The sequence below is a fragment of the Rhizobium sp. SG570 genome (assembly GCF_012275345.1).
GTDB lineage: Bacteria > Pseudomonadota > Alphaproteobacteria > Rhizobiales > Rhizobiaceae > Rhizobium > Rhizobium lusitanum.
In genome coordinates this window covers 187863-213899 of the sequence record NZ_JAAZQI010000009.1, presented here as the reverse complement: position 1 = coordinate 213899, position 26037 = coordinate 187863, and the positions used below count along the sequence as shown (strand labels likewise).

22 protein-coding genes are annotated in these 26037 nt (G+C 62.2%); 7 read left to right on the top strand and 15 right to left on the bottom strand.

Translation table 11 applies throughout. From position 1 onward, the window contains the following. Positions 1–78 precede the first annotated feature (78 nt). The gene (locus tag FHT28_RS19535) at positions 79–543 is read left to right on the top strand and encodes a MarR family transcriptional regulator (protein WP_113119240.1); all 465 of its coding nucleotides are present in this window, start codon (positions 79–81) and stop codon (positions 541–543) included. A gap of 103 nt (positions 544–646) precedes the next feature. On the opposite strand, the gene FHT28_RS19530 is transcribed toward FHT28_RS19535, so the two are convergent. Beyond that, positions 647–1378, bottom strand: a complete 732-nt coding sequence (locus FHT28_RS19530) for a L,D-transpeptidase (RefSeq protein WP_037193632.1) — start codon at positions 1376–1378, stop codon at positions 647–649. 159 nt (positions 1379–1537) lie between these two features. Further along, positions 1538–2344, bottom strand: a complete 807-nt coding sequence (locus tag FHT28_RS19525; protein ID WP_037193630.1) for a L,D-transpeptidase — start codon at positions 2342–2344, stop codon at positions 1538–1540. Between the two features lie 156 nt (positions 2345–2500). Between FHT28_RS19525 and FHT28_RS19520 the strand changes: the two genes are divergently transcribed. Together FHT28_RS19520 and scpA are read left to right on the top strand one after the other, a co-directional pair. Beyond that, on the top strand, positions 2501–3853 hold the full coding sequence (locus FHT28_RS19520; RefSeq protein WP_168597081.1) for a methylmalonyl-CoA mutase family protein: 1353 nt from the start codon (positions 2501–2503) through the stop codon (positions 3851–3853). 67 nt (positions 3854–3920) lie between these two features. Beyond that, the gene (gene scpA, locus FHT28_RS19515; protein WP_168597080.1) at positions 3921–6053 is read left to right on the top strand and encodes a methylmalonyl-CoA mutase; all 2133 of its coding nucleotides are present in this window, start codon (positions 3921–3923) and stop codon (positions 6051–6053) included. Between the two features lie 109 nt (positions 6054–6162). Here scpA and FHT28_RS19510 read toward each other — a convergent pair whose 3' ends face one another. The 4 genes from FHT28_RS19510 to FHT28_RS19495 all read right to left on the bottom strand — a co-directional run bounded on the left by FHT28_RS19510 (position 6163) and on the right by FHT28_RS19495 (position 10661). Next, the gene (locus FHT28_RS19510; RefSeq protein ID WP_168597079.1) at positions 6163–7149 is read right to left on the bottom strand and encodes an alpha/beta fold hydrolase; all 987 of its coding nucleotides are present in this window, start codon (positions 7147–7149) and stop codon (positions 6163–6165) included. Between the two features lie 89 nt (positions 7150–7238). Next, complete coding sequence (locus FHT28_RS19505; RefSeq protein WP_168597078.1) at positions 7239–8876, bottom strand: cisplatin damage response ATP-dependent DNA ligase; 1638 nt, start codon at positions 8874–8876, stop codon at positions 7239–7241. Then, entirely contained in the window at positions 8876–9886 is a 1011-nt protein-coding gene (locus tag FHT28_RS19500) for a ligase-associated DNA damage response exonuclease (protein ID WP_168597077.1), read from the bottom strand. The genes FHT28_RS19505 and FHT28_RS19500 overlap by 1 nt, the downstream gene beginning before the upstream one ends. Positions 9887–9914: 28 nt before the next feature. Continuing rightward, positions 9915–10661, bottom strand: coding sequence for a carbon-nitrogen hydrolase family protein (locus FHT28_RS19495; RefSeq protein ID WP_246704898.1), 747 nt, complete (start codon positions 10659–10661; stop codon positions 9915–9917). Between the two features lie 242 nt (positions 10662–10903). Between FHT28_RS19495 and FHT28_RS19490 the strand changes: the two genes are divergently transcribed. Continuing rightward, positions 10904–12274, top strand: coding sequence for a TIGR03808 family TAT-translocated repetitive protein (locus FHT28_RS19490; RefSeq protein WP_168597075.1), 1371 nt, complete (start codon positions 10904–10906; stop codon positions 12272–12274). On the opposite strand, the gene FHT28_RS19485 is transcribed toward FHT28_RS19490, so the two are convergent. The 7 genes from FHT28_RS19485 to FHT28_RS19455 form a co-directional block, all read right to left on the bottom strand. Further along, positions 12271–13059 (bottom strand): crotonase/enoyl-CoA hydratase family protein, encoded by a 789-nt coding sequence (locus FHT28_RS19485; RefSeq protein WP_037193611.1) that lies wholly within the window; start codon positions 13057–13059, stop codon positions 12271–12273. The two genes, FHT28_RS19490 and FHT28_RS19485, sit on opposite strands and share 4 nt — an antisense overlap. Further along, on the bottom strand, positions 13056–13925 hold the full coding sequence (locus FHT28_RS19480; RefSeq protein ID WP_047559605.1) for a hydroxymethylglutaryl-CoA lyase: 870 nt from the start codon (positions 13923–13925) through the stop codon (positions 13056–13058). Before FHT28_RS19480 ends, FHT28_RS19485 begins: the two co-directional genes overlap by 4 nt. Continuing rightward, positions 13922–15910 carry an acetyl/propionyl/methylcrotonyl-CoA carboxylase subunit alpha gene (locus tag FHT28_RS19475; protein WP_168597074.1) on the bottom strand — a complete coding sequence of 663 codons (1989 nt, stop codon included), beginning with the start codon at positions 15908–15910 and terminating at the stop codon, positions 13922–13924. The genes FHT28_RS19480 and FHT28_RS19475 overlap by 4 nt, the downstream gene beginning before the upstream one ends. Positions 15911–15919: 9 nt before the next feature. After that, positions 15920–16303 (bottom strand): RidA family protein, encoded by a 384-nt coding sequence (locus FHT28_RS19470; protein WP_047559598.1) that lies wholly within the window; start codon positions 16301–16303, stop codon positions 15920–15922. A 10-nt stretch (positions 16304–16313) separates the two neighbouring features. Next, positions 16314–17921 (bottom strand): carboxyl transferase domain-containing protein, encoded by a 1608-nt coding sequence (locus tag FHT28_RS19465; protein ID WP_168597073.1) that lies wholly within the window; start codon positions 17919–17921, stop codon positions 16314–16316. 35 nt (positions 17922–17956) lie between these two features. Next, entirely contained in the window at positions 17957–19120 is a 1164-nt protein-coding gene (locus FHT28_RS19460) for an isovaleryl-CoA dehydrogenase (RefSeq protein ID WP_037193601.1), read from the bottom strand. Positions 19121–19189: 69 nt separating this feature from the next. Further along, positions 19190–22708 carry an indolepyruvate ferredoxin oxidoreductase family protein gene (locus FHT28_RS19455; RefSeq protein ID WP_348644998.1) on the bottom strand — a complete coding sequence of 1173 codons (3519 nt, stop codon included), beginning with the start codon at positions 22706–22708 and terminating at the stop codon, positions 19190–19192. Positions 22709–23099: 391 nt separating this feature from the next. Between FHT28_RS19455 and FHT28_RS19450 the strand changes: the two genes are divergently transcribed. After that, positions 23100–23759, top strand: coding sequence for a glutathione S-transferase family protein (locus FHT28_RS19450; protein WP_168597072.1), 660 nt, complete (start codon positions 23100–23102; stop codon positions 23757–23759). Positions 23760–23766: 7 nt separating this feature from the next. On the opposite strand, the gene FHT28_RS19445 is transcribed toward FHT28_RS19450, so the two are convergent. After that, a complete protein-coding gene (locus FHT28_RS19445; protein WP_092572901.1) occupies positions 23767–24663 on the bottom strand; it encodes a LysR substrate-binding domain-containing protein in 897 nt (298 codons plus the stop codon). A gap of 149 nt (positions 24664–24812) precedes the next feature. Between FHT28_RS19445 and FHT28_RS19440 the strand changes: the two genes are divergently transcribed. Both FHT28_RS19440 and FHT28_RS19435 read left to right on the top strand, forming a co-directional pair. After that, complete coding sequence (locus FHT28_RS19440; protein WP_168597071.1) at positions 24813–24998, top strand: hypothetical protein; 186 nt, start codon at positions 24813–24815, stop codon at positions 24996–24998. A 27-nt stretch (positions 24999–25025) separates the two neighbouring features. Further along, positions 25026–25388, top strand: a complete 363-nt coding sequence (locus FHT28_RS19435) for an MmcQ/YjbR family DNA-binding protein (RefSeq protein WP_168597070.1) — start codon at positions 25026–25028, stop codon at positions 25386–25388. Here the strand turns inward: FHT28_RS19435 and FHT28_RS19430 are convergent, their stop codons facing one another. Further along, a complete protein-coding gene (locus tag FHT28_RS19430; protein ID WP_168597069.1) occupies positions 25389–26009 on the bottom strand; it encodes a glutathione S-transferase N-terminal domain-containing protein in 621 nt (206 codons plus the stop codon). Between the last annotated feature and the right edge of the window lie 28 nt (positions 26010–26037).

Sequence of the window (26037 nt, the reverse complement as noted above, 5' to 3'; positions counted from 1 at the left end):
GCAATATATATTTTTGCAATTTGATTTCGCAAAGTGAATTTGTGACAATGCACCCAACAAAAAAATGGCGGAGCAGCAATGACGGACAAGCCAAATGGGCAAAGCATGATCCCCGACGAAGAAAAGCGGCTTGAAAGGCAGCTTTGTTTTGCCGTCTACAGCGCCGCACATGCCTTCAACCGTGCTTACAAGCCGATCCTCGATCGCGTCGGCCTCACCTATCCACAATATCTCGTCATGCTCGTGCTGTGGGAAAAGGGTCGCCTTTCGGTCAAGACCATCGGCGAAAAGCTGGATCTTGATTCCGGCACACTGTCGCCCCTGTTGAAGCGATTGGAGCAGGCTGGCCTGATCAGCCGCACGCGCGACCCGAAGGACGAGCGGCAGGTGATCATTTCACTGACGGAGAAGGGTACCGGTATGAAATGCCAGGTCGGCACCATCATGGACGCCATCGGCGAGGCCACCGGCTGCGACATGACTGAAATCGCCAATCTGCGCGACAGGCTACAGCAATTGAAGATCAATCTGACGGCCGAGTGAGCGGCGGCTGCCTTAGGTCATCTCGCCCGCCCGTTCGGTAGGATAGAGGGGCGAGGAAGGACGCCCGCATTCGTGGCGTCCCGCTTACGACAATAACTCGATGTTAAGACGTCACCAGGATCGGCGCGCGTTCCGGCACGCGATCATAGAGATCGATGACGTCCTGGTTCAGCAGACGGACGCAGCCGGAAGAAACGGCCTTGCCGATGGAGCGCCAGTCCGGGTTGCCGTGCAGGCGATAAAGCGAATCCTGCTTGCCCTCGAAGATATAGAGAGCGCGCGCGCCGAGCGGGTTCTTCAGACCCGGATCCATGCCGCCATTGGCGATGGAGAACTTGACGAGCTCCGGCTGGCGGGCAACCATTTCGTCCGGCGGGTTCCAACGCGGCCACTTCTTGCGCCACTGAATGACGCCGCGGCCCTGCCAGGCAAAGCCTTCGCGACCGACGCCGATGCCGTAGCGCATCGCCGTGCCGCCCTGCTCGGTGACGTAGAGCATGCGCTGGGTGGTATTGACGATTACACTGCCCGGCGCTTCGCCTGTGGGATCGACGACGCGCTGGCGATAAAAGCGCGGATCGATCTGCTGATAGGGAATCGCCGGGAGATGGAAGCCGCCATCGTCCATGGCCGCATAGATCACGGCTGGATCCGGTTGCTCACCGTCATAGCTGGAGAGCCAGGTACGGAACGGCCTGGGCGCGCCGGTATATTGCACCGGGCTGACGACAGGGCCGTTGTCGATGGTGGAGGCACAGCCGGCGAGCGTCGAGACGGCACCGATGCCAGCAAGGGCGAGGAAATTACGTCGGGAAAAGGATGAAGGCAGGCTCATGTCGACAGCATCGTTCCTATTGAAGGGAAGCAAGAACCCGCAACAAAAAGCTGATTCGGCTGCCCCGAGGTTCGCAGAGACAGGAGCAAAACTAAAGAGCGCAGCCGAGCGCGGCTATCGCACTTATGCAACATCACGAAAATTTGTGGTAAATTACCGCTACAAAACGACGATTTCCGCTTTGTCGGGCACGCGGCTGTATAAATCCATCACATCCTGGTTGAGCATGCGCACGCAGCCGGAGGATGCTGCCTTGCCGATCGACTGCCAATCCGGCGTGCCATGGACGCGGTAAAGCGTGTCCTTGCCATTCTGATAGATGTAGAGCGCACGCGCGCCGAGCGGATTGGTCGGCCCCGGATTCATGCCGCCGCGCTCGGCCGAAAGAGGCCTCATCTGCGGTTCGCGGGCAACCATTTCGGCGGGCGGAGTCCAGCGCGGCCATTTCTGCTTCGACTGAATGACGCCCCTGCCATGCCAGGCGTAACCTGCCGCACCGAGGCCTACGCCATAGCGCATGGCCTTGCCGCCCGGCTCGATGAAATAGAGATAGTGGCTTCTGGTATCGACGACGATCGTGCCGGGCCGCTCGTTGGTCGTGTAGTCCACCTCCTGCCGCAGGAAGCGTGGATCGATGCGCTTGTAGGGGATGGCCGGCAGCGTGAAATCGTCCTCGTCTCGCTGCGCATACATGGCCTGATGCACCGGATTGAAGGTCGGCAGGCCATAGGTCTGATGGAATTGCGTGCGGAAGAGATCGCGCGATTGCGGCACGGGCTGCACCGGCAGGCGCCGCACCTTTTGCGGATCGATGCCTTCGGGCCGATAGAAGACCGGTGACGTTTCCTGCACGAACCGATCAGGATCGGTCGCACCGGTATCGGGAATGACGCTGCAGGCGGACAATGTCGCCAAAGCGGTAGCGGCAAGCAGGTGGCGGGAAACGGGCAGCAGATCGGCCATCATCGGAAACCAGTTGGAACACACGTCGGGTCGGCGGCATGATGACCGGCGCGGCTGGAGCGAGGCTGGCGTCACGGGCGAAGATATTGCACGGATTGGCCAAACTCCTGTTTTCCCCCGCGACATCATGGGCTAGACCATTGCGGGACGGAGGATGGCATGAATATCGACAGTCTCGACCCGAACATCTTCGCTGGAGCCGATCGCAAGACATGGCTCAAGCTGGTGGAACGGGCGCTGAAGGGCAAGGATTTTCAGGAAACGCTGGTCTCGCAAACCGATGACGGCATCGCGATCGAACCACTCTACGAGCGCCGCCGCGATTGCGCGCCGCTATCGCGCGGACGAGCCGATCTCCCCTGGACAGTCACCCAGCGACTGGACGATCCCGACATGGATCGTGCCCTGCAACAGCTCGATGACGATCTTGCCAACGGTGCAAGCGGGATTTGCCTCGTCTCCAAAACCTCGGCCTCAGGCTTCGGCACCGGAATCGACACGGAGAGGGAGGCGCTCGCTAACCGGCTTGTTACGGTGATGTCGGGCAAGAATGTCTCGCTGCGCCTCGATGGCTTCACTCCCGACACCGCGAAGACTCTGATCGCTGCCTTCGGAGAAAAACCGCCCGCGGCGCTGCATCTTGGCCTTGACGCTTTCTCGATGGGCGACAAACAGGCCGAGACAGCAAGGGACATTCGCCGTTTGTCCGAACAGAAGCTGCCCGGCACCACCGTCAATGCAGACGGCCGCTCAGTCCACAATGCCGGCGGAACCGAGGCGCAGGAGCTGGCGGTCATGGCCGCAAGCCTCGCAGGCCATCTGCGGTCGCTGGATGAGGTGGGACTTTCACCGGAGGCCGTTCTGGCCGCAACGAGCCTCTGCCTTTCAGCCGACCAGAACCAATTCACGACCATGGCCAAGGTCCGTGCCGCGCGATTGATCTTCAGCCGCATCGCCGAGGCCTGCGGCGCCTCCGATCCGCAGCCCGCGCATATCTTCATGGAAACGAGCTATCGCATGCTCACGACGCTAGATCCGGAGACCAACATTCTGCGCAATACGATCGCGGTCTTTGCGGCGGGCACCGGCGGCGCCGACGAAATCGCCGTGCTGCCGCACAGCCTGACGCATGGCATCCCCGATCCGCTGGCGCGGCGCCTGGCGCGCAATACGCAGACGATTCTGATCGCCGAAAGCCATCTCGACTATGTCGCCGATCCCGCCGCCGGCGCCGGCGGCATCGAGGCGCTGACGGACGCTCTTGCCGAAAAGGCATGGGAGATCTTTACCGGCATCGAACGCGACGGCGGATTGGCGAACGTCATCGCCAGCGGCCGGCTGGCGGCGATGGTTGCCGAGGCGCGCGCAAGCCGCATCGCCAAGCCGATTGTCGGAACCACATTGTTTGCGATGAAGGCGGACCGGCCGGTTGCGGTCTTGGGGCCGCTGGGTCCGCTCGTTGGCGGGATGGGGCTGACGCCGATACGGCTGGATGAAGGATTGGGGGCATGAGAACGATCATCGAATTCGTCGCAGCTGGGCGTAACGCAGGCTCGGCATTCGCGGAGGTACCGGCCGCATGACCCTGATTCCCGATTTCGCCAATATCCCCTGGGCAAAGCCGCAAGCCAAGACACGCACGACAAGCGCGCCGGCCTGGGACACGCCGGAAGGGATCGCCGTCAAGCGCAGCTACGGTGAGAGCGACCTCGCCGGCTTGCATTTCCTCGATACCCATCCGGGCGCCGCCCCTTTCCTGCGCGGGCCCTATCCGACCATGTATGTCCAGCAGCCCTGGACCATCAGGCAGTATGCGGGCTTTTCCACCGCCGAGGAATCCAACGCCTTCTATCGCCGCAATCTTGCCGCCGGACAGAAAGGCCTCTCCGTCGCCTTCGATCTCGCCACCCATCGCGGCTATGACAGCGATCATCCGCGCGTGGCGGGCGACGTCGGCATGGCAGGCGTCGCGATCGATTCCATCCTCGACATGCGCCAGCTCTTTGACGGTATACCGCTCGACGAGATGAGCGTGTCCATGACTATGAACGGCGCCGTGCTGCCCATCATGGCGCTCTATATCGTCGCGGCGGAGGAACAGGGCGTTTCCGAGGACAAGCTTTCCGGCACGATCCAGAACGATATCCTCAAGGAGTTCATGGTCCGAAACACCTATATCTATCCGCCGCAGCCTTCGATGCGGATCGTTTCGGATATTTTCAGCTACACCAGCCAGCGCATGCCGAAGTTCAACTCCATCTCTATCTCCGGCTACCACATGCAGGAGGCCGGTGCGAGCGCGGATCTGGAGCTCGCCTATACGATCGCCGACGGCATAGAATATGCACGGGCCGGGGTCGCTGCCGGACTGGACATAGACAGCTTCGCCCCCCGCCTCTCCTTCTTCTGGGCAGTCGGCATGAACTTCTTCATGGAAGTCGCCAAGATGCGCGCCGGCCGCCTGATCTGGGCCGCGCTGATGCAGAAGAATTTCGCGCCGAAGGACCAGAAATCCCTGGCGCTCAGGACGCACAGCCAGACCTCCGGCTGGTCGTTGACGGCGCAGGACCCGATGAACAACATCATCCGCACCATGGTCGAGGCCATGGCGGCGACGCAGGGGCATACGCAGTCGCTCCACACCAATTCCTTCGACGAGGCGCTGGCGCTGCCGACCGATCATTCGGCCCGCATCGCGCGCAACACGCAGATCCTGCTGCAGAAGGAATCCGGCACATCAGGCATCATCGACCCCTGGGGCGGCTCGGCCTATGTCGAGCGGCTGACCCATGATCTTGCAGCCCGCGCCCTTGCCCATATCGAGGAGGTCGAGGCGCTCGGCGGCATGGCGAAGGCGATCGAGAAGGGCATTCCGAAGCTCAGGATCGAAGAGGCGGCCGCACGCACGCAGGCACGCATCGACAGCGGCCACCAAATCCTCGTCGGCATCAATTTTTCAAGGCCGGAAAAGGACATCGAAGTCGACGTGCTCAAGGTGGACAATTCCGAGGTGCGCGCCCGGCAGCTCTCGAAGCTGCAGCAATTGAAGGGCACGCGCGAGACGGCTGCGGTGGAAACCGCCTTGGATGCTCTGGCAGATGCCGCGCGCAACGGCACCGGCAATCTGCTCGACTTCGCGGTCAAGGCGGCGCGGGCGAGAGCGACGGTTGGCGAAATTTCGCTGGCGCTGGAAAAGGCCTATGGCCGGCACGTTGCCGAGATCAGGACCATTTCGGGCGTCTATCGCCAGGAAGTCGGCGATGCCGACCCAGCATTCAACAAGGCCGTCGCCAAGGTCGAAGCCTTCCGCAAGGCGCGTGGCGAGAAACCCCGCATCCTCATCGCCAAGATGGGTCAGGACGGTCACGATCGCGGCCAGAAGGTCATCGCAACGGCATTTGCCGATCTCGGCTTCGATGTCATCGTCGGCGCGATGTTCCAGACACCGGAGGAAGTGGCCGATGTCGCCGTCCGTGAAGGTGTTGATATCCTCGGCGCATCATCACTGGCTGCAGGCCACTTGACGCTGGTGCCGGAGCTGAAGGAAGCGCTCGCCCGCCGCCATGCCGGCAATATCCTGATCGCCGTCGGCGGCGTCATCCCGCCCCAGGATTTTGCAGCGCTGGAGGCCGCCGGCGCGGACGCGATCTTCCCGCCCGGAACGGTGATCGCGGAAGCGGCGGCGGCACTGATAGAAAGACTGATGGCATAGCCGATACATAGCGCGGCGCAGCGTTTCACGGACTCGCCGAACCGCTCTATGCGTTGCTCTGAGGCAATTCCGGACGGAAAACCGCTGTGCATTTTTCCTGGAATTACTGTTAGGCGGCCACGCTTTCGAAGAACCGGATGCTTTGCTCGATCTCGCCCGGCAGCGCGGAATTGTGGCTGCCCGGCATGGTTTCCATGTCCATCTTCACGCCGCCCGCCGTCGCCCGCTTGGCGAGCAGAGCGAGCCGCGAGTCGAAATGAGCCTCCTCAGTGCCGTGAAACAGCTTCATCGGGCATTTGAAGTTGTGCGCATAGCAGAGCGGCGAGCGCATCTGATATTCGCGCGGGTTCTTGGTATTGAAGCGGATATCCTGCGGATAACGGCTGAAGAAGGCATAAGCATCCGGATTGCCTGATATCGGCGCGGCCGCGCGGAAGCGCCTGGTCGACATGGCAACGAGCATTGTCAGCGTACCCCCCACGCTATGTCCAGCCAGGAACATGCGATGCGGGTCGACGCCGGGCAGATGCCGCAGCCGGTTGGAAGCGGCCAGCACATCCGAAACCTCGTCATAAAACCCGGAGAAATTGCCCTTCTGGCCGTTTTCACCCCGCATCGAAGGGATCATGACGACGTAGCCAGCCTCGATATAAGGCTTCATCAGCTGCCAATGACCCTGGCCGATCGCGTTGCCGCCATGCAGGAAAAGCACGGCCGGTTTCGGCTTGGCCGTTCGCGTGTAGCGGGAAACCCAGGCGACGAGCTCCAACTCGCTGCCGACGCCGCTGCGATAGAAAAGCTGGTCGGCGGTCGACGGCGTTACCAGCGGTTCGTATATGTCGGGAGCAGGCCCCTTGCTCAGCAGATCCGTGCGGAACAGGTGGCGCTCCTTGGCATAATCGCCCGACAGCAGCGGCGGCGCATCCGCTGCCTTTTCCTCATTCTTTGCGACAGCGCTCTTGCCATCGGCAGGCTTAGGTCCGGCCGTGCTGTCATCGGCAGCCCTAACGATGTTGGGAGCGAAAAGCACGGAGGCGAGGCCGGCAAGAACGCCGCGGCGATTGGGACGGAATGTGTTGTCGTCAGACATGGTCATAGGCTCTGTCCAATTATCCCGGCGCAGTTCAAAATTGCACGGGTTGAAAGGCAGGGCCAACTCACATTGTGGTGAGGAATCGCCCTCACCTATTCATCAACAGCGGGAGCCTTCGCGTCAATCAGTGCGATCAAACTTTCTAGCCGATCCGCCTCATAGGGCGGCTTGTCCGGCCGAAGCCTGGCAATGCGGGGAAAACGCATCGCAACACCGGATTTATGACGGGTGGAGCGGTTTATCCCCTCGAAGGCGACTTCGAGAACGAAGCCGAAATCGCGATCGGCGCGCACCGCCCGCACCGGACCGAAGCGATCGACCGTATTGTTGCGAACGAATTTGTCGAGCACTTCGAGCTCGGCATCGGTGAAACCGAAATAGGCTTTGCCGACGGGCACCAGCTGCTCGCCCTCAGGCGTCATCGACCAGACGCCGAAGGTGAAGTCGGAATAATAGCTGGAACGCTTGCCATGACCGCGCTGCGCGTACATCAGCACGGTATCGACATTGTAGGGGTCGCGCTTCCATTTGAACCAAGGGCCTTTGGCCCGTCCGGCAAGATAGGCGCTGTCCCGGCGCTTGATCATCACGCCTTCGATCACCGGATCGGGCGGCGAGGCGCGCAGCCACTCCAGTTCCTCCCAGGAGGTGAACTCGACAAGGGGCGAAAGATCGAAACGGTCATGGGGTGCCGCCTCGACGATCTCAGCCAGCCGTTCGCGCCGATCGAGAAAGCCGCGGCCGCGCACATCCTCCTCGCCGTCGAACAGCAGGTCGTAGGCGCGGATGAAGGCAGGATATTCCTCCAGCATCTTCGGAGTGACCGTCTTGCGGTTAAGGCGCTGCTGCAGGTCTGAAAAGCTGCGCGTCGGGTTGTTGGAGCGCACCGTGCCGCCGATCAGCAGCTCGCCATCCATGACGCCCTCGAAGCTCATCGCATCGACGATGTCGGGAAAGGCGCCGGAAATATCGTCGCCGGAGCGGGAATAGAGCTTGCTCGTGGACCCGGCACGCGAAAGCTGGACGCGGATGCCGTCCCATTTCCATTCGGCTGCAAAGTCCTTCGGGTCTAGCCCATCGAGATCGCCTGGCTCGACCGGGTTGGCCAGCATGACGGAATGGAAGATCGCCGGCGTCGCCAGCACCGGCCGCTCTGCCCGCCCTTCAAGCCAGCGGAATAGGCTCTCATAGGGTGGCTGCAGACCATGCCACAGGGTTTCGATTTCGGTCACGTCCTTGCCGCTGAGCTCGGCCAGCGCCTGCTTGGCGAGCCGGGCCGATACGCCGATGCGCAAGGCGCCGGTGGCGAGCTTCAGGAAGGCGAAGCGGCCCGAGGTATCCAGCCGATCAAGCAGGTCTCGAACGAAGCCGCGCACCTCGGTACGGCCAAGCGCATTCATGCCGCGGACGACCTCGCCGAGCCTGGGCTGCTCGCCGGCCGGGCGCACGATGTCGCTTTCCTTGTCCCAGACCAGCGATATGGTCTCGGCGAGATCGCCGACATAGTCGTAGGAATAGCGGAACAGCACGTCGTCCATGCGCTCCAGCACCAGCTCGCGCAGCATCGCGGGCTTGACGTTGCGAACCTCGAGCGTGCCGGCGATGGCGGCGAGACCATAGCCGCGATCGGGGTCCGGCGTGTCGCGGAAATAATCGGTCAGCAGCTTCAGCTTGCCGTTGCGGCTCGGCGTCAGCACCAGGCGGTCGAGAAGATCGGCGAAGGCTTTCATCAATCGCCCTCGTCTTCATAGCCGATGAGATGCAAAGGCTTCGCCGCAATACCCTGCAGCTCGCACCAGCGCACGAGCGCTTCCTCGCGTCCGTGGGTGACCCAGACCTCGCCCGGCTTCAATTCGGAAATCGTCTCCGTCAGCTCAGGCCAATCGCAATGATCTGAGATGACGAGCGGCAGCTCGACGCCGAGCTGCTTGGCACGCTGGCGCACCAGCATCCAGCCGGAGGCAAAGGCCGGCAGCGGATCATGAAACCGCCTTGCCCAGCGATCGGAAAATGCCGATGGCGGGCCGACGACCACGGCGCCCTGGAAGATCGACTGATCGCGGCTCTCGACCGTTGCCGGCCGCAACTCGCCGAGCACAATGCCCTGACTGATGTAGTAATCGCACAGGGTCTCGAGCGCTCCGTGAATATAGATCGGCTCGTCGTAGCCGGCATCGCGCAGCAGCCGGATGACGCGCTGCGCCTTGCCAAGCGCATAGGCGCCGATGAGATGGGTCCGCTCCGGGAATTGGCGAAGGGAAGCCAGAAACTTCTGCGTCTCTTCCATCGGGTCGGGATGGTGGAACACCGGCAGCCCAAAGGTAGCCTCGGTGATGAAGATATCGCAGGGAACGGGTACATAGGCGGCGCAGGTCGGATCCGGCCGGCGCTTGTAATCCCCGGAGACGACGATCCGCAGCCCATCCTTCTCCACCGCGATCTGCGCCGAGCCGAGAACATGACCGGCCGGATGGAACCGCACCTTAACCTCGTTGATTGTCACTTCCTCACCGAAGCCGACCGCCTGTTCCGAGCCGGCAAAGCCGGTGCCGTAACGAATACGCATGATATCCAGGGTCTGGCGCGTGGCGAGCACATGGGTATGGCCGGAGCGGGCATGGTCGGAATGGCCATGCGTGACGAGCGCCCGTTCGACCGGCTGCACGGGGTCGATATAGAAGCCGCCGATCGGACAGAACAATCCCTCGGGCGCTGGATAAAGCAGTTGTTCTGGTCTCATGGATGAAAGGATAGCGTGATTTGCGCGATTATGTAGCGATGACACCAGCTTTTTGATCGAATTTGCCTTCATGCTGTCGATCGGGCAGATCGAAGACCAGCACATCCTCGCTGTAAGGCTTCGCCTTCGCGACGACGACGCCGTTGGGATCGACGATCGCTGAGCTGCCATAACTGAGCCAGCCGTCGTCGTTGCTGCCGACGACATCCGACGCCATGACCCAACATCCTGAATGCTTGGCGCATGTCTGCAGGCCTGATATGCCCGGCCTGTGCCACATCTCCGCCTTGTGCGGGCGAAGCATCAGGTTGACAGGATTGCAGATGAGGCCGGCACCCTTTCTGGCAAGCCGGGATGCCGTGTAGGGATATCTGAGGTCGGCACAGATATTGATGCCGAAGCGCCAATCGTCCAATGCCCAGATAGGAAAATCCGTTCCCGGCGTGCAGCCGCTCTCGAGGGGATGCGCCTTGGCATAGACCCCGATTATATGACCTGCCTTGACGACGATTGCGCTGTTGCAGATCGCCTCCCCTCGCCGCTCGAAAAGCCCGATGACCGCGGTCGTCCTTGCCGATGCGCAGCGGCCAATCAAGGTATTCAGGGCGGGATCATCGAGAGAGAGGGCGCGCCGCCTGGCAATCGCCTTGTTGTAGCTGTGTCCCTGAAGGTAGCATTCGGGAAAAAGGGCAAGGTCAATGCCTTGTGTTTCCGCCCACGCCAGATCGCGCGCCAGCACCTCCGTCGTCCGATCGACGGCGTCGAAGAGTGCCATACGTTGAAAGGCTGCGATCCGCATGTGCCAGAGCTAGCATGCGCCGCGATTCGCCCACAGCGCGAACCGATCGAATTCCAGCCATCGTCCGGGCCGGATCGGTAAACGAAACGATAAGCGCGCGACCCGACGCCCAGGAGGAAAGCGTCCAAGTCGCAGATTCGGCGTCGCATGCGTGCCAAAACGGGACAGATGCTCGTGGCACGATTTCTGCTTGCTGAGTGCTATTTCGGGAGTCCGCAATGATCCAGCGCCGCGCCTTCATCGCCTCTGCGGCCGCTTTCGCCGCCGCCGGCCTGTTTGCGCCCCGCCTTTTTGCTGCGCCGCTTGCCGGGATGAACGGCGCCGCGCTGCGCGGCCCGATCGACGCCATCGCCTACAAGGCGACGCCGGGCACGAGCGACATCAAGAGCGGCAAGCTGCAGGCGATGATCGATAGTGCCGCGCGCAACAACGTGCCTCTCCTCCTGCCGCCAGGCAACTACACCGTCTCGAACCTGACGCTGCCTGATAATACCCGCATAACCGGCGTGCCCGGCGCCACGCGCCTCGTCTATGGCGGCGACGGCCACCTGATGAACGCCGATAAGGCCAGGCGCATCGAGCTTTCCGGCATCGTCTTCGATGGCGGCAATCGCTGGCTTGCCGACTATGCCGGTGGTCTCCTGCAATTCACCGGTGTCGACGAGGTGCTGATCGATAATTGCTTGATTGCCGGCAGCCGCAAGCATGCGCTGCAACTGGAGCGCTGCGGCGGCCGGATCGAGCGCAGCCGCATCTCCGGCGCCGCCGAGGCCGGCATCTATTCCGTCCAATCGGCCGGATTGATGGTCACAGGCAATAGCGTCGAGGATTGCGGCAATGGCGGCATCCTCATTCATCGCTGGGAGAAGGCTGAGGACGGCAGCAGCGTCACCGACAACCGCATAGCCCGCATCGGCGCCAATGGCGGCGGCACCGGCCAGAACGGCAACGGCGTCAACGTCTTTCGGGCCGATGATGTTCTGGTTTCCGGCAACCGCATTGCCGATTGCGCCTTCACCGCGATCCGCGCCAATTCGGCATCGAACGTCCAGATATCGGCCAATCAATGCCTGCGCTCCGGCGAGACGGCAATCTTCTGCGAATTCGAATTCGAAGGCGCCGTCATCAACAACAACCTGATCGACGGCGCGGCAAACGGCATTGCCGTCGCCAATTTCGACAAAGGCGGTCGGCTCGCCACCGTGACGGGCAATATCGTCCGCAACCTGTCGCTAACGGCGCCTTACGCTCAGGAAAGCGGTTTCGGCATCGGGATATCGGCCGAGGCCGACACGCTGATTGCCGATAACGTCATCGAAAACGCGCCACTTTGGGGCCTGAAACTCGGCTGGGGGCCTTATCTCCGCAACGTCGTCGCCACAGGCAACATTATCCGCCATGCCGGCATCGGCTGCGTCGTATCGGTAGCGGATGGCGCCGGCTCGGCGCTCATCTCAAACAATCTCTTCCAGGAAATGGAGAAAGGCGCGATCATGGGCTTTCGCTGGGACAAGCCAGCTTCCGGCGACCTGGCGGCGGGAAACAGCGAGTTCCCGCAACTGACTATCGAACGTAACAGGGTCGTCTAGGCCTCTCGCCAGTTCGGTGGCCGCTTTTCGAAGAAGGCGGCAACGCCCTCCTTTGCCTCCTCGCTTTCCCACGCATCCGCCAATTGCTCGACAACGTGATCGATCATGCCGTCGGTAATCGGCCTGCCGACCGAGCGAGCCAGCGCCTTGGCGCGGGCTGCAGCTTGCGGAGACGCGGCAAGGAAATGGCGGACTTCCGCTTCGACGGCCTCGTCCAGCGCCTCCTCGGGGACGACACGGGAAAGCAGGCCGGCGGCATGCGCTTGCCAGGCATCGATGATCTTGCCCGAGAGGAAGAGCGGACGGGCGTTTGCCTCGCCGATGCGGGCAACGACGTAAGGGCTGATGGTGGCGGGGATGATGCCGAGGCGGACCTCCGTCAGACCGAAGCGTGCCGTGGACGCGGCAATCACCAAGTCACACACGCTGAGGATGCCGATGCCGCCACCGAAGGCATTACCGTGGACACGCGCGACCAGCGGCTTGGGCAATTCGTTCAATGCCTTGAAAAGCATGGCAAGCCGGCGAGCCTCAACCATGCGCCCGGCGCGCGTTGCGTCGAATTGGGCGCGCATCCAACCGAGATCACCGCCGGCGCAAAAGCTTGCCCCCTCGCCTGCAAGCACGACGACGCGGACAGTTTTGTCGTGGCCGAGATCATGGATTGCAGCGGTCAAGTCATCGATCATCTCTGCCGACAGGGCATTGTGCTTTTCCGGGCGCGCCAGCGTCAGCTGGGCGACACCACGCTCATCGACAAGGACATGGATCGTTTTCGATATCATGCGGCACTCCTCAGGCTTCGCGCGAAGGCAGCGGCTCGGCCGAGCTTCTCTTCGTCAAGGCCGGTCCGGAAGCCGCGCGAAACCAGATAGTCATGCACGGCCACCGTATCGACATTGCCTTTTGCGCCAGGTGCGAAGGGGCAGCCGCCGAGGCCGCCGGCGGCGGCATCGAACACCCGCAAGCCGCGCTCCAGGGCAACAGCGATATTGTCGAGCGCGCGCCCGGACGTATCGTGAAAATGGCCGGCGAGTGCTGCGACGGGAAGTTCGGCCAGAACCGCCGCGAGCATTCTGTCGACAGCCTCCGGCGTTCCCTTGCCGATCGTATCGCCGAGGCTGATTTCATAGCAGCCGAGCGCCCGCAATTGCCAGGCAACATCGGCAACCTTCTCCGGCGATACCGGGCCTTCATAAGGGCATTCGACAACGCAGCTGACATAGCCGCGCAGAGGAAGTCCGTGATCGCGGCTCGCGGCCGCCACCGGCCGGAAGCGCTCGATGCTCTCGGCTATGGAGCAATTGATATTGCGCATGGAGAATGTTTCGGAAGCAGATGCAAAGATCGCCACTTCGTCTGCACCGGCCGCAAGTGCCGCCTCGAAACCCTGCATGTTCGGCGTCAGCGCAGCATAGCGCACACCTGGTCTACGCTCTATCCCGGCCATGACGGTGGCGGCGTCGGCAAGCTGCGGCACCCATTTCGGGCTGACGAAGCTGGTGACCTCGATGCGCTCGAAACCGCAATCGGAGAGCAGGTTCACCAGCTCGATCTTTCTTGCCGTATCGATGGGTTGCTTTTCGTTCTGCAGACCGTCACGCGGAGCCATCTCGACGATCGTGACATGGTGGGAGGGCTCTTCAATCATGCCGTATCCTCCGGGCGGAGCAACAGAAGGACGGCGCTCTCACTGGTCTGATCGCCCTCGCCGACATGCAGGCTCTCCACGACGCCGTCGCGCATCGCCGTCAGCGTCAATTCCATTTTCATGGCCTCCATGATGATCAGCGCCTGCCCCTTGGCCACCGCCTCGCCCTCGCGGACGCGGACGATCTTGACGAGGCCCGGCATCGGGGCGATCAGTCGATCGCCGCCGGCGGTCGCCTCTTCGCCGCCGTCCAGCGGATCGAGGCGATGGAAATGATGCGTGCGCCCGTCGAGGAACAGCGTCATGCCATGCGATGCCTCGAAGATATCGACGCTCGACTGCCGGCCGTCGATCTCGACGCGACGGACACCATTGCCATCTGCCATGAGGCGGACCGGAATGGTGCGGTCATCGAAGGCGACCCTGAAAAGCTGCCCGCCTTTTGCGATCACGCGGCAATTCGTCTGCTCGCTGCCGAAATGCAGCGTCACGGGCCGGCTCATTTCGCCCCAGAGCTGCCAGGCGCCGAGCGCATGCCAGGGATCACTTCCATCGAGCCGGGCAAAGCCGCCTGCCTCGACAATGGCTGCAATAGCGAGCGCCGCATCGTCAGGCTGTTGCGCCGATGTCAGGGCCTCCGCTTCCCGGTCGATCAGCCCCGTATCCGGACGGCCGGCGCAGAAATCCGGCTGGCGGCTGAGGCGAATGAGGAAATCGAGATTGGTGGTGGCTCCCGCCACCTGCGTCTGCTCCAAAGCCCGCGTCAGCCTGGCAAGTGCTGCCGGGCGATCCGGCGCGTGAACCGTCAGCTTGGCGATCAGCGGATCGTAGTGCGGCGTGATGCTGTCCCCCTCGCGCACGCCCGCATCGATGCGGACATCGCCATCGGGAAACCTCAGATGCGACAGCGTGCCGGTTGCCGGCAGGAAGCCGCGCGACGGATCCTCTGCGTAGATCCGCGCTTCGAAGGCCCAACCGTTTATCGCAAGTTCGGCCTGCGTCTTCGGTAAAGGCTCGCCACCGGCGATCCGCAACTGCCATTCCACCAGATCGACGCCGGCAATCGCCTCGGTGACGGGGTGTTCGACCTGCAGACGGGTATTCATCTCCATGAAGAAGAAGTGATCCGGCGACAGGCCATCAGAGACATCGACGATGAACTCGACTGTGCCGGCGCCGCGATAGTCAATGGCCCGTGCCGCCCGTACCGCCGCCCCGCCCATGGCGCTGCGCATCTCCTGCGTCATGCCGGGCGCCGGCGCCTCCTCGATCACCTTCTGGTGCCGGCGCTGCAGCGAGCAATCGCGCTCGAAGAGATGCACGACATTGCCCTGGCTATCGCCGAAAACCTGGATTTCGATGTGGCGAGGCTGGATGAGATATTTTTCGATCAGCACGGCATCATCGCCGAAGGCCGATTTCGCCTCCCGCTTTGCAGCTTCCAGCGCGGCTGGAAAATCGTCAGGCCGATCGACACGGCGCATGCCCTTGCCGCCGCCGCCCGCCCGTGCCTTGATCAACACGGGAAAGCCGATGCTACCAGCCTGCTCGATCAGGAAGCCCGGCTCCTGCCTCTCGCCGTGATAACCGGGCACGACGGGCACGCCGGCCCGCTCCATCAGCGCCTTGGCCGCATCCTTGAGGCCCATGGCGCGGATCGAGCCCGGCGAAGGGCCGATGAAGATCAGTCCGGCCTTCTCGACCGCCTCGGCAAAATAGGCATTTTCCGACAGGAAGCCATAGCCGGGGTGAATGGCTTCCGCGCCAGTACGCTGAGCGGCCGCGATGATCTTCTCCTTCGAAAGATAGCTTTCGCCGGCGGCGGCCGCGCCGATATGGATGGCTTCATCGGCCAGCGCCACATGCATCGCGCCGATATCCGCATCCGAATAGACGGCGACCGTGCGAACGCCCAGGCGTCTTGCCGTCCGGATGATCCGGCAGGCGATTTCTCCGCGATTGGCGATCAGTATCTTCGAAAACATCAGCGGACCCTATTGCGCGGCGATGACCTCGACTTCGAGGAGCCAGGCCGTATCGAAAATACCGGCAATCACCACCGTCATGGCCGGCGTGAGCGAACCCAAATATTCGCTGCGGATCTCGCGGTTCTCCATCGTGTGGTGACGATCGGCAAGAAAGGTCGTCACCTTGACGATATCGGCCTTGCCCATGCCGGCCGCTTTCAACTGGGCATCGATATTAAGCCAGACCTGGCGGGCCTGGGCCTGGAATCCCTCGGGAAGCGCATCATCGGCGGTCGTCGGAATCTGGCCGCTGATGAACAGCAGTTTCTCGAAATTCTCGAGCTTTACCGCCTGGGCATAGCCGCCGCGCGGCTGCGGCGCATTCTTGGCATTGATGGTATCGCGTTTCATCTCAATCTCCTCACATTCTGAACAGGCCAAAGCGTGTGTCTCCGATCGGCGCATTGAGCGCGGCCGAAAGCGATAGAGCCAGTACGTCACGGCTCTTGCGCGGGTCGATGATGCCATCGTCCCAAAGCCGGGCCGAGGCATAGAGCGGGTGGCTCTGGATCTCGAACATCTTGAGCGTCGGCGCCTTGAAGGCGGCCTCTTCCTCCTTCGTCCAGGGCTTGCCGGCACGGGCCAGCGCCTCGCCGCGCACCGTTGCAAGCACACCGGCCGCCTGCTCGCCGCCCATCACTGAGATGCGGCTGTTGGGCCAGGTCCAGAGGAAGCGCGGCGAATAGGCGCGGCCGGCCATGCCATAATTGCCGGCGCCGAAAGAGCCGCCGATCAGCATAGTGATCTTCGGCACCTTGGTGGTGGCGACCGCCGTCACCAGCTTGGCGCCGTTCTTGGCGATGCCCTCCGTCTCATACTTTCTGCCGACCATGAAGCCGGTGATGTTCTGCAGGAAGACCAGTGGGATCTTGCGCTGCGAGCAAAGCTCGACGAAATGCGCGCCCTTCAGCGCCGATTCCGAAAACAGCACGCCATTGTTGGCAATGATGCCGACCGGAATGCCGTGGACATGGGCAAAGCCGCAGACCAGCGTCGCGCCATAGCGGGCCTTGAACTCATCGAAGCGCGAACCGTCGACGATGCGGGCGATCACCTCGCGCACATCATAGGGCGTGCGCGGATCGGAGGGGACGATGCCGAGGATTTCTTCCGGATCGTAAAGCGGCGGCTCGGGCGCGCGCAGTTCGACCGTCATGGGCTTGCGGCGATTGAGATTGGCGACCGCCTGCCGCGCCAGGGCAAGCGCATGGGCATCGTCGCGCGCCAGATGGTCGGCAACGCCGGAAAGACGCGTGTGAACATCGCCGCCGCCGAGATCTTCGGCCGAAACCACTTCGCCCGTCGCCGCCTTCACCAGCGGCGGGCCGGCGAGAAAGATCGTCCCCTGCCCTTCGACGATGATGGCCTCATCGGACATGGCAGGCACATAGGCGCCGCCTGCGGTGCAGGAGCCCATGACCACGGCGATCTGCGGAATGCCGGCCGCCGACATATTGGCCTGATTGTAAAAGATACGGCCGAAATGATCGCGGTCCGGAAAGACCTCATCCTGGTTCGGCAGATTGGCCCCGCCGGAATCGACCAGATAGAGGCAGGGCAGATTGTTTTCCGCCGCGATCTCCTGCGCCCGCAGATGCTTCTTCACGGTGATCGGATAGTAGGTGCCGCCTTTGACCGTGGCGTCGTTGCAGACGATCATGCAATCGCGGCCGGAAACACGACCGATGCCGGCAACGAGCCCGGCGCCCGGCGCGTCGCCGCCATAGAGGCCATGGGCTGCCGTCGTGCCGATCTCCAGAAACGGTGTTGCGGGATCGATCAGTCCCATCACCCGGTCGCGCGGCAGCATCTTGCCGCGGCTGACATGACGCTCACGCGCCTGCGCACCGCCGCCTTCCGCCGCCTGCAGGGCTGCAGCGTCCGCCACGCCGATCGCCTCCAGCATGGCGACGCGATTGTCCCTGAAGCGATCCGTATGCGTCGATATCTCTGATTTCAGGACGGTCATGCGGCTTCACCGTTAATGGGAATGGAATTGCGCAATCAGGCAGTTTCAGCGAACAGTTCGCGGCCGATCAGCATGCGCCGGATTTCGGAGGTGCCGGCGCCGATCTCGTAAAGCTTGGCGTCGCGCAGCAGCCGGCCGGCGGGATAGTCGTTGGTATAGCCGTTGCCGCCGAGCGCCTGGATGCATTCGAGCGCAAGAGCCGTCGCCTTTTCGGCGGAGTAGAGTATGCAGCCGGCGGCATCCTTGCGGGTCGTCTCGCCGCGATCGCAGGCCGCGGCGACCGCATAGACATAGGCGCGAGCGGCATTCATCGTCACATACATGTCGGCAAGCTTGCCCTGCATGAGTTGGAACTCGCCGATCGACTGGCCGAACTGCTTGCGCTCATGCAGATAGGGCAGCACGACATCCATACACGCGGCCATGATGCCGACGGGACCGCCTGATAGTACGACGCGCTCGTAATCGAGACCCGACATCAGCACATGGACGCCGCCATCGATCTGGCCGAGCACATTTTCCTCCGGCACTTCGCAATCCAGAAAGATCAGCTCCGACGTATTCGAACCGCGCATGCCGAGCTTGTCGAGCTTCTGGCCGACCGAAAAGCCGGCGAACCCTTTTTCGACGAGAAAAGCGGTGATCCCGCGCGGTCCGGCATCCGGCGATGTCTTGGCGTAGACGACGAGAACATCGGCGTCCGGGCCGTTGGTGATCCACATCTTGCTGCCGTTCAGTAGATAACGGTGCCCGCGCTTTTCGGCTTGCAGCTTCATCGACACCACGTCCGATCCCGAGTCCGGTTCCGACATGGCAAGCGCGCCGATATGTTCGCCGGAAACCAGCTTCGGCAGGTAGCGCTCCTTCTGCGCCGTCGTGCCGTTGCGGTGGATCTGATTGACGCAGAGATTGGAATGGGCGCCATAGCTCAGGCCGACGGAAGCGGAGGCGCGGCTGATCTCCTCCATCGCGACGGTATGGGCGAGGTAGCCGAGGCCGGCGCCGCCATAGGCGTCGTCGACGGTGACGCCGAGCAGGCCAAGCTCGCCCATCTCCCGCCACAGATGCGTCGGGAAACTGTTGTTGCGATCGATCTCGTCGGCAAACGGTGCGATGCGGCGGTCGGCAAAGCGGCGCACCTGATCACGCAGCGCATCGATCTCCTCGCCAAGTGCGAAGTTCAATCCCCCTTCAAACATCCGGCTTCTCCTCCCGTGCTTCCCAAACGCATCTGTCGATAGGCTTGTTTCATATCCGCCCGGAAGCCGTCAGGCCGCGTCGGCCGGAACACGTTGCTTCTCCCGCGGCGCCTCATAGGCCTTCAGCTTGTCGACTATTTTGGCCATGATCTTCCGGGCAGCCTCCTCCTTGACCGGGCCGAAGCCTCTTATCTCATCGAACAATGAGAGGATGGCAAGGGCTTCCGCCTCGTTGTCGTGATTGAGGCCCGCAAGCACGCGCCCGGCGATGCCTTCATATTCGGCGATCAGCCGGCGCTCCAGCCGGCGCTCCGCCATGTAGCCAAAGGGATCGAGGGCCGTGCCGCGCAGCCGCTTCATCGGCGCGAGCATGCGAAGAAGCGGCAGAATCCACGCGCCGAATTCGCGCTTCTTCGGCCGGCCGTTCGGATCCTTGCCGCCGAGAATGGGTGGGGCGAGATTGAGGGCCAGCTTGAAATCGCCCTCCATCTCGTCGCGCAGATGTGCTTCGAAGGCGGGATCGGTCAGAAGCCGCGCCACCTCGTATTCGTCCTTGTAGGCCAAGATCCGGGCATAGGTGACGGCAACGGCAAAAGGCACTTTGTCCGAAAGGCGCTCCCTTGCGGCCAGGGCGTTGGCGCGGGCGACGAAGGCGGCGTAGCGGTCGGCAAGCGCGGTGTCCTGATAGGCTGTCAGATGCGCCTTGCGATGCCTGATAAGGTCTTCGAGGCTCATTTCCGCCAGCGTCTTGCCGACATTCGGCTCGGCCATCATGTCGTGTACCGATTGCGGATCATGGGCGAGAAGCCTGCCCCAATGGAAGGCCGCGCGGTTGGCCTTGACGGCGACGCCGTTGAGCTCGATCGCCTTTTCGATCGCTTCGAGCGACAACGGCAACAAGCCGCGCTGCCAGGCAAAGCCCGTCAGCATGATATTGGTCGACATGGCATCGCCGGTGACCTCGGTGGCGACATGGCCGAAATCGAGGAAGACGGACTTATCGCTCACAGTCTTGGCAATCGCATGCTGCACCGAGCCGACCTTGAAATCGAAATCGCGGTTGCGGACGAAATCGGCGACCGGCATCAGGCCCGTATTGACGATGGCCGTGGTGCGCGTCGACGAGCAGAGCGTGATCGCATCCTTGGATGCGCCCACTACCTCATCTGCTGACAACAGCAGGTCGGCGCCGCCATTGACGATGCGCGACGAGGTGACGTCGGCCTGATTGAGGCCGATGCGAAGATGGCTCATGACGGCGCCGCCTTTTTGCGCGAGGCCGGCCATGTCGAGGATCATCGGCACTTTGCCGTCGAGATGGGCAGCCATGCCGAGAATGGCGCCGATGGTCAGAATACCGGTACCGCCGACGCCGGCAATGGCGATGTTCCAGGGCCGTTCGCCGACAATGGGGATCTCCGGCAAGGGCATTTCGACATCCGCGTGTTCCAGCGCCTTCCGCTTGCGGCGCTTGCCGCCATGGACCGTCACGAAGGAAGGGCAGAAGCCTTTGACGCAGGAGAAATCCTTGTTGCAGCTCGACTGGTTGATCTGGCGCTTGCGGCCGAATTCGGTCTCCAGCGGCTCGACGGAAATGCAGTTGGATTGCACCGAGCAATCGCCGCAGCCTTCGCAAACCGCCGGATTGATGAAGACGCGCTTGGCTGGGTCTTCCATCAGGCCACGGCTCCTGCGGCGGCGCTTCTCTGCCGCACATGTCTGCACATAGACGATCGCCGAGCAGCCCTGCGTCTCGCGCAGCGTCAGCATTACCTGATCGATATGGTCGCGGTGCAATACCTTGACGCCAGGCGCAAGCGCGGAGGCTCGATAGACGCCGGGATTGTCGGAGAGCAGGTAGATCGGCGTGACGCCCTCGTCGTGCAGCTGCTTCGTCACCAGCTCCGGCGTCAGATAGCCGTCTATCTGCTGCCCGCCGGTCATCGCGACGGCATCGTTGTAGAGCAGCTTGTAGGTGACGTTGACCTTGGCTGAGACGGATTGACGGATGGCGAGAATGCCGGAGTGGAAATAGGTGCCGTCGCCGAGATTGACGAACATGTGCTTTTCGTCGGTGTAGCGGGCAATCGCCGTCCAGGGCACACCCTCGCCGCCCATCTGGGTGAAGGTCTCGGTGTTGCGGTCCATCCAGGTGACCATGTAGTGGCAGCCGATGCCGGCGATCGCGCGGCTGCCCTCGGGGACGCGGGTGGAGGTGTTGTGCGGACAGCCGGAGCAGAAGAAAGGCGTGCGGTTCACCGGTGCGACATGGCTGCGGCTGATCTGGCCGCGCTCGGCAAGGTAGGCGAGTTTAGCAGCGATACGGTCGTGCAGCGAAGGGTCAAGATCGAGCTTGACGATGCGCCCGGCGATGGCTCTGGCGACAGCGCCGACGGTCAGTGCCGCCGATAGGCTGAGATAGGGTTTGTCGTGTTCGTCGAATTTGCCGACGATGCGCGGGCGGACATCGGCGCGCCAGTTGAAGAGCTGCTGCTTGATCTGGTTTTCGATGATCTCGCGCCGCTCCTCGACAACGAGCACCTCGTCCAGCCCTTCGGAAAAATGCCGCACGGCCTCCGGCTCCAGCGGCCAGGGCATGCGGACCTTGAGGATGCGCAGGCCGATCGCGGCCATTTCCCTCGGACCGATCTCCAGCTCGCGCAGCGCCTGCAGCACATCCTCATAGGCCTTGCCTGAGGAGATGATGCCGAAGCGGGCATTGGGCACGTCATGGGTGATTTCGTCGACGCGATTGGCGCGGGCAAAGGCGATGGCGGCATAGGCCTTGTAGGTCTGCAGACGATCGTCCTGCACCAGAGGCGGATCGGGCCAGCGAAGATTGAGGCCGCCTGGCGGCAGCTCGAAATCGGTCGGCAGCACGAATTGCCGCTTTTCGCTCGAGAGATCGACGGCGGCCGTCGTCTCGACGGTGTCGGCAATGAACTTCATGCCGACCCAGCAGCCGGAATAGCGTGACATGGCGATGCCGAGCAGGCCGTATTCGAGAAATTCGTGAATGGAGGAGGGATAGAGGACCGGAATGACAGCCGACATGAAATCATGGTCGGTCTGGTGCGGAATCGTCGAGGATTTGGCCGAGTGGTCGTCGCCGGCGAAACACAGGACGCCGCCGTGCTTCGATGTCCCGGCGGCGTTGGCATGTTTCAGCACGTCGCCGGAGCGGTCGACGCCTGGGCCTTTGCCGTACCAGATGCCGAGCACGCCATCCTTGCGCGCACCGGGCGACAGCCCGACCTGCTGCGTGCCCCAGACGGCGGTGGCCGCAAGATCTTCATTGATGCCGGGCTGGAAGGTGACGTCGTGGGCGTCCAGGTAAGTCTTGGCTTTCAGGAGCTGCTGGTCATAGCCGCCGAGGGGTGAGCCGCGATAGCCTGAAATGAAGGCTGCCGTATTGAGACCGGCGGCGTGGTCACGCCGCATCTGGGTCATGGGCAGTCGAACCAGCGTCTGCAGGCCGGTCATGAAAACGCGGCCTTCCTCTGCGGTATATTTGTCGTCTAGCGATACGCTGGTTGCAAGCATCTGCTCTCCTCCCGAGATCGCAGTCACCAATTGCGCGTATTTCACCGAATGCCTCCTACCGCACCCGACGAAACCACAACCCCAATGTAACATGCACGGGCGCTAATTTCCGAACGAAGGCTGGGCATCGGCAGCATGATTTGCAAAGATTTCGGGCGGCTTGCGGATATTTTCGTGCTTGCCCCCCAGGGCCCGCCATCCGCCCCGCCCTTCGAGGCTCCAGCACCTGGGCTAACCGCCACTGTTGATCTCAGAGCTCTCTCCAACCCTCATGGTGAGGTGCCTTGCCGGCGAAGCGGCAAGGCCTCGAACCGCGAGGGTTGGCCAGTTGGCCCACCGCTCATCAAAAGCTTTGATCTCAGATATCAGCGCAAGCCTCTTCCGTTTGACAGGACGTACGCATAACGTCCTGCCGACTCAAAAATCGGAGAACGACATGCTGACGATCTATGGCGTTTATCGCTCGCGCGCATCGCGCAACTACTGGATGGCTACGGAGATCGGCATCGCGTTCAACTCCGTGCCGGTCATCCAGGCTGGGCGCGTCGCCAATCCCCTTGCCGCCGATGCCCCGATCAACACGATGTCGCCGGAGTTTCTGGCCATCAATCCGATGGGCATGATCCCCTGCATTAAGGACGGTGATCTCGTCATGCATGAATCGCTCGCCATCAACCTTTACCTTGCCCGCAAATATGGCGGCCCGCTCGCCGGCAAGACTGTCGAGGAGGAAGGCATGATGTCTATGTGGACCATGTGGGCGGCGACCGAAGTCGAGCCCTACAGCGTCGCGATCGTCCGCATCTATGACAATGCCCAGGAGAACAGCGAGCCCGGAAAGGCCGGGATCGCAGTTGCCTGCCGCTCGCTGAAGAAACCGTTGGATGTGCTGGAAAAGCACCTGCAAAACCAGGACTACCTCGTCGGCAATCGCTTTACCGCCGCCGATCTCAATCTGGCGGAAGTGCTGCGCTATGCGCAGACGGAGCACGAACTCTTCGACGCACGACCGAAGGTAAAAGCCTGGATCGAACGCTGCCAGTCACGCGACGGCTACAAGGCCATGCAGGCAAACCGCAGCAAGGAGCCGGTCTGAGTCCCCGCTATTGGAAGAGACGCATGCTTTCTTCCATCTCCTCGCGGATCCAGGCCTTGAAGGCGGTGACCTTCTGCGCCTCGCGCACGCCTTCGGCGGTGATGAAGTAATGGCCGAAACCGGTTCTGGCGCGGATGCCGAAGGGGTCGACGAGGCACTTCTGCTCCAGCGCATAGGCTGCCAGCGTCTGCCAGGCGAGCATCGTGCCCTGCCCCGCCATGGCAGCATCCAGGCAGAGTGATGCGTCGTTGAAGATATGCCGCTCCTCCATGCAACGGCCGGAGAGGCCAGCCTCGCGAAGCCAGACGTCCCATTTGAACATCGCGTGTCCGTCGACGACGGCAGGCACTTTCAATAGGTCGGCGGGCTCGCGAAGCGTCGCTGCGATCTGCGGCGTGACGACCGGAAAGATCTCCTGCGCCAGCAACAGCTCGGACTTGACGCCCGACCAATGCCCGCTACCGACCCGGATGCCGATATCGACATCCGAGGTTGCAGGGTTGACCAGCTGCGTGGTGGCATCGATGCGCAAGCGGATATCCGGATGGCGGCCTGCGAAGCGATCAAGCCGGTACACCAACCAACGAGCAGCAAAAACCGGCGCAACTGAAATTGTGAGGATATTGTCGTCCCTGTGCTGCGCAAGGGCGACTGCAGCCGACAGCGCCTGAAAGCCCTCCCGAAGCCGCGCCAGTATCGAAGCTCCCGTCTCCGTGACCGTCATGCCCTTGGGCGTGCGCTCGAACAGCGGTCGGCCCAGCTGTGCTTCGGACTTGATGACCTGTTGGCTGACGGCGCCGATCGTCACGCCGAGCTCATCAGCGGCGGCTTGCAAGGAGCCCAGCCTGCCGACCGCCTCGACGGCGCGAAGACCATTCAGATGAACGCTGTTGAGATTCTTCATATAGATTATCTATATCAGCATCTCGTCATTCTCAATTGCATAAAGCGGTCATAGGCGCGATTATTGCAGCATGGAATTGAAAACTGCCGCCGCCCGACTGGCCGATGCCCTCGTGGTTGCATCGATGCGGAGATCCAAGGAGGCATGCCATGTCTATATTGAAGCTTTTCTTCAGTCATTTGCTGGATGAGGCTCGCGAAGAAGAAAGCGATCCCCTGCAACATCCTACACTCGCGGCCATGTCGCTCGAGGAGTTGGCCGACTTGCCGCTGATGCCGGAAAATCTGGGGCGGCCTATGGACAAGCGCGCCGTTCAGCCGGAAGAATGCGCGTAAGAGAGACCCTATATCGCCGGCACGAGCATGGCCTCACCTGTCGACATCGATAGCGTCGCTGCCCGCCTGCAGCAGCTCATCACGCAGGCGCAGCTGCCGGGCGTCGAACCTGGTGCGCATTATGGCCTGCCCGCCTTCAAAGTCGGCGGCAAAGCATTCGTTACGGTCAAGAACAACGAGACCGTCGTGCTGGCCATCCCCATCGACCGCAAGGAGCAATTGATGGAGATGGCGCCGGAGATTTATTTTCAGACCGATCATTACGTCGGCTGGCCGTCCCTGCCCCTGCGCATTACCGCGATCGGCGACGAGGAACTGCAGCAGCGCTTGATCGAGGCGTGGCAGTACCGCGCGCCGAAGAAGCTTCTGGCGGCATTCCGCCAGATGTGATCAGCCCTTCTCGACGGCAAGCGCTCTCTGAACGGCCGGGCGCTCGAGCATGCGAGCATAATGAGCGCTGACCTTCGCGAAACCGTCGCGATCAACGCCGTCGCCGGGCAACCAGGTTTCCATGGCGAAGAGATAGCCGTCTGCGACGGTATATTGCTCGCCCATCACCCAAGGCCCCTTCAGCATCTTGTCTTCGATCAATGCGAAGCTTTCGGCCATGGTCTGCGGCACTTTTGCCTTCATCGTCTCGATTGCCGCCGCATCGTCGGTCCAGCGATAGCCGCGTCCCTTGTGCGAATGGTTCACATGGACGGTCGAGACAATATAGCTGTTGAAGGCCTGCATCTCAGCAAATTCAAAGGGATCGTCGAACGGTGCCAGTTTTGCTGCCGGCGCGATCTGAGCGATATAGGTCATGATCGCAATATTCTCAGTGATGACGCCTCTGTCGGTCACCAGTGCCGGCACACGTCCCTTGGGGTTGATGGCGAGATATTCCGGCTGGCGCTGATCGCCGTTGGCAAGGATGAGACGCCGGGGCTCATAGGCAAGACCCGCCTCTTCCAGGGCGATCAAACTGGCGAGCGCGCAGCTGCCCGGTGCAAAATAGAGTGTGAGCATGTTCCATTCCTTGGTTGGATTCCAGCGG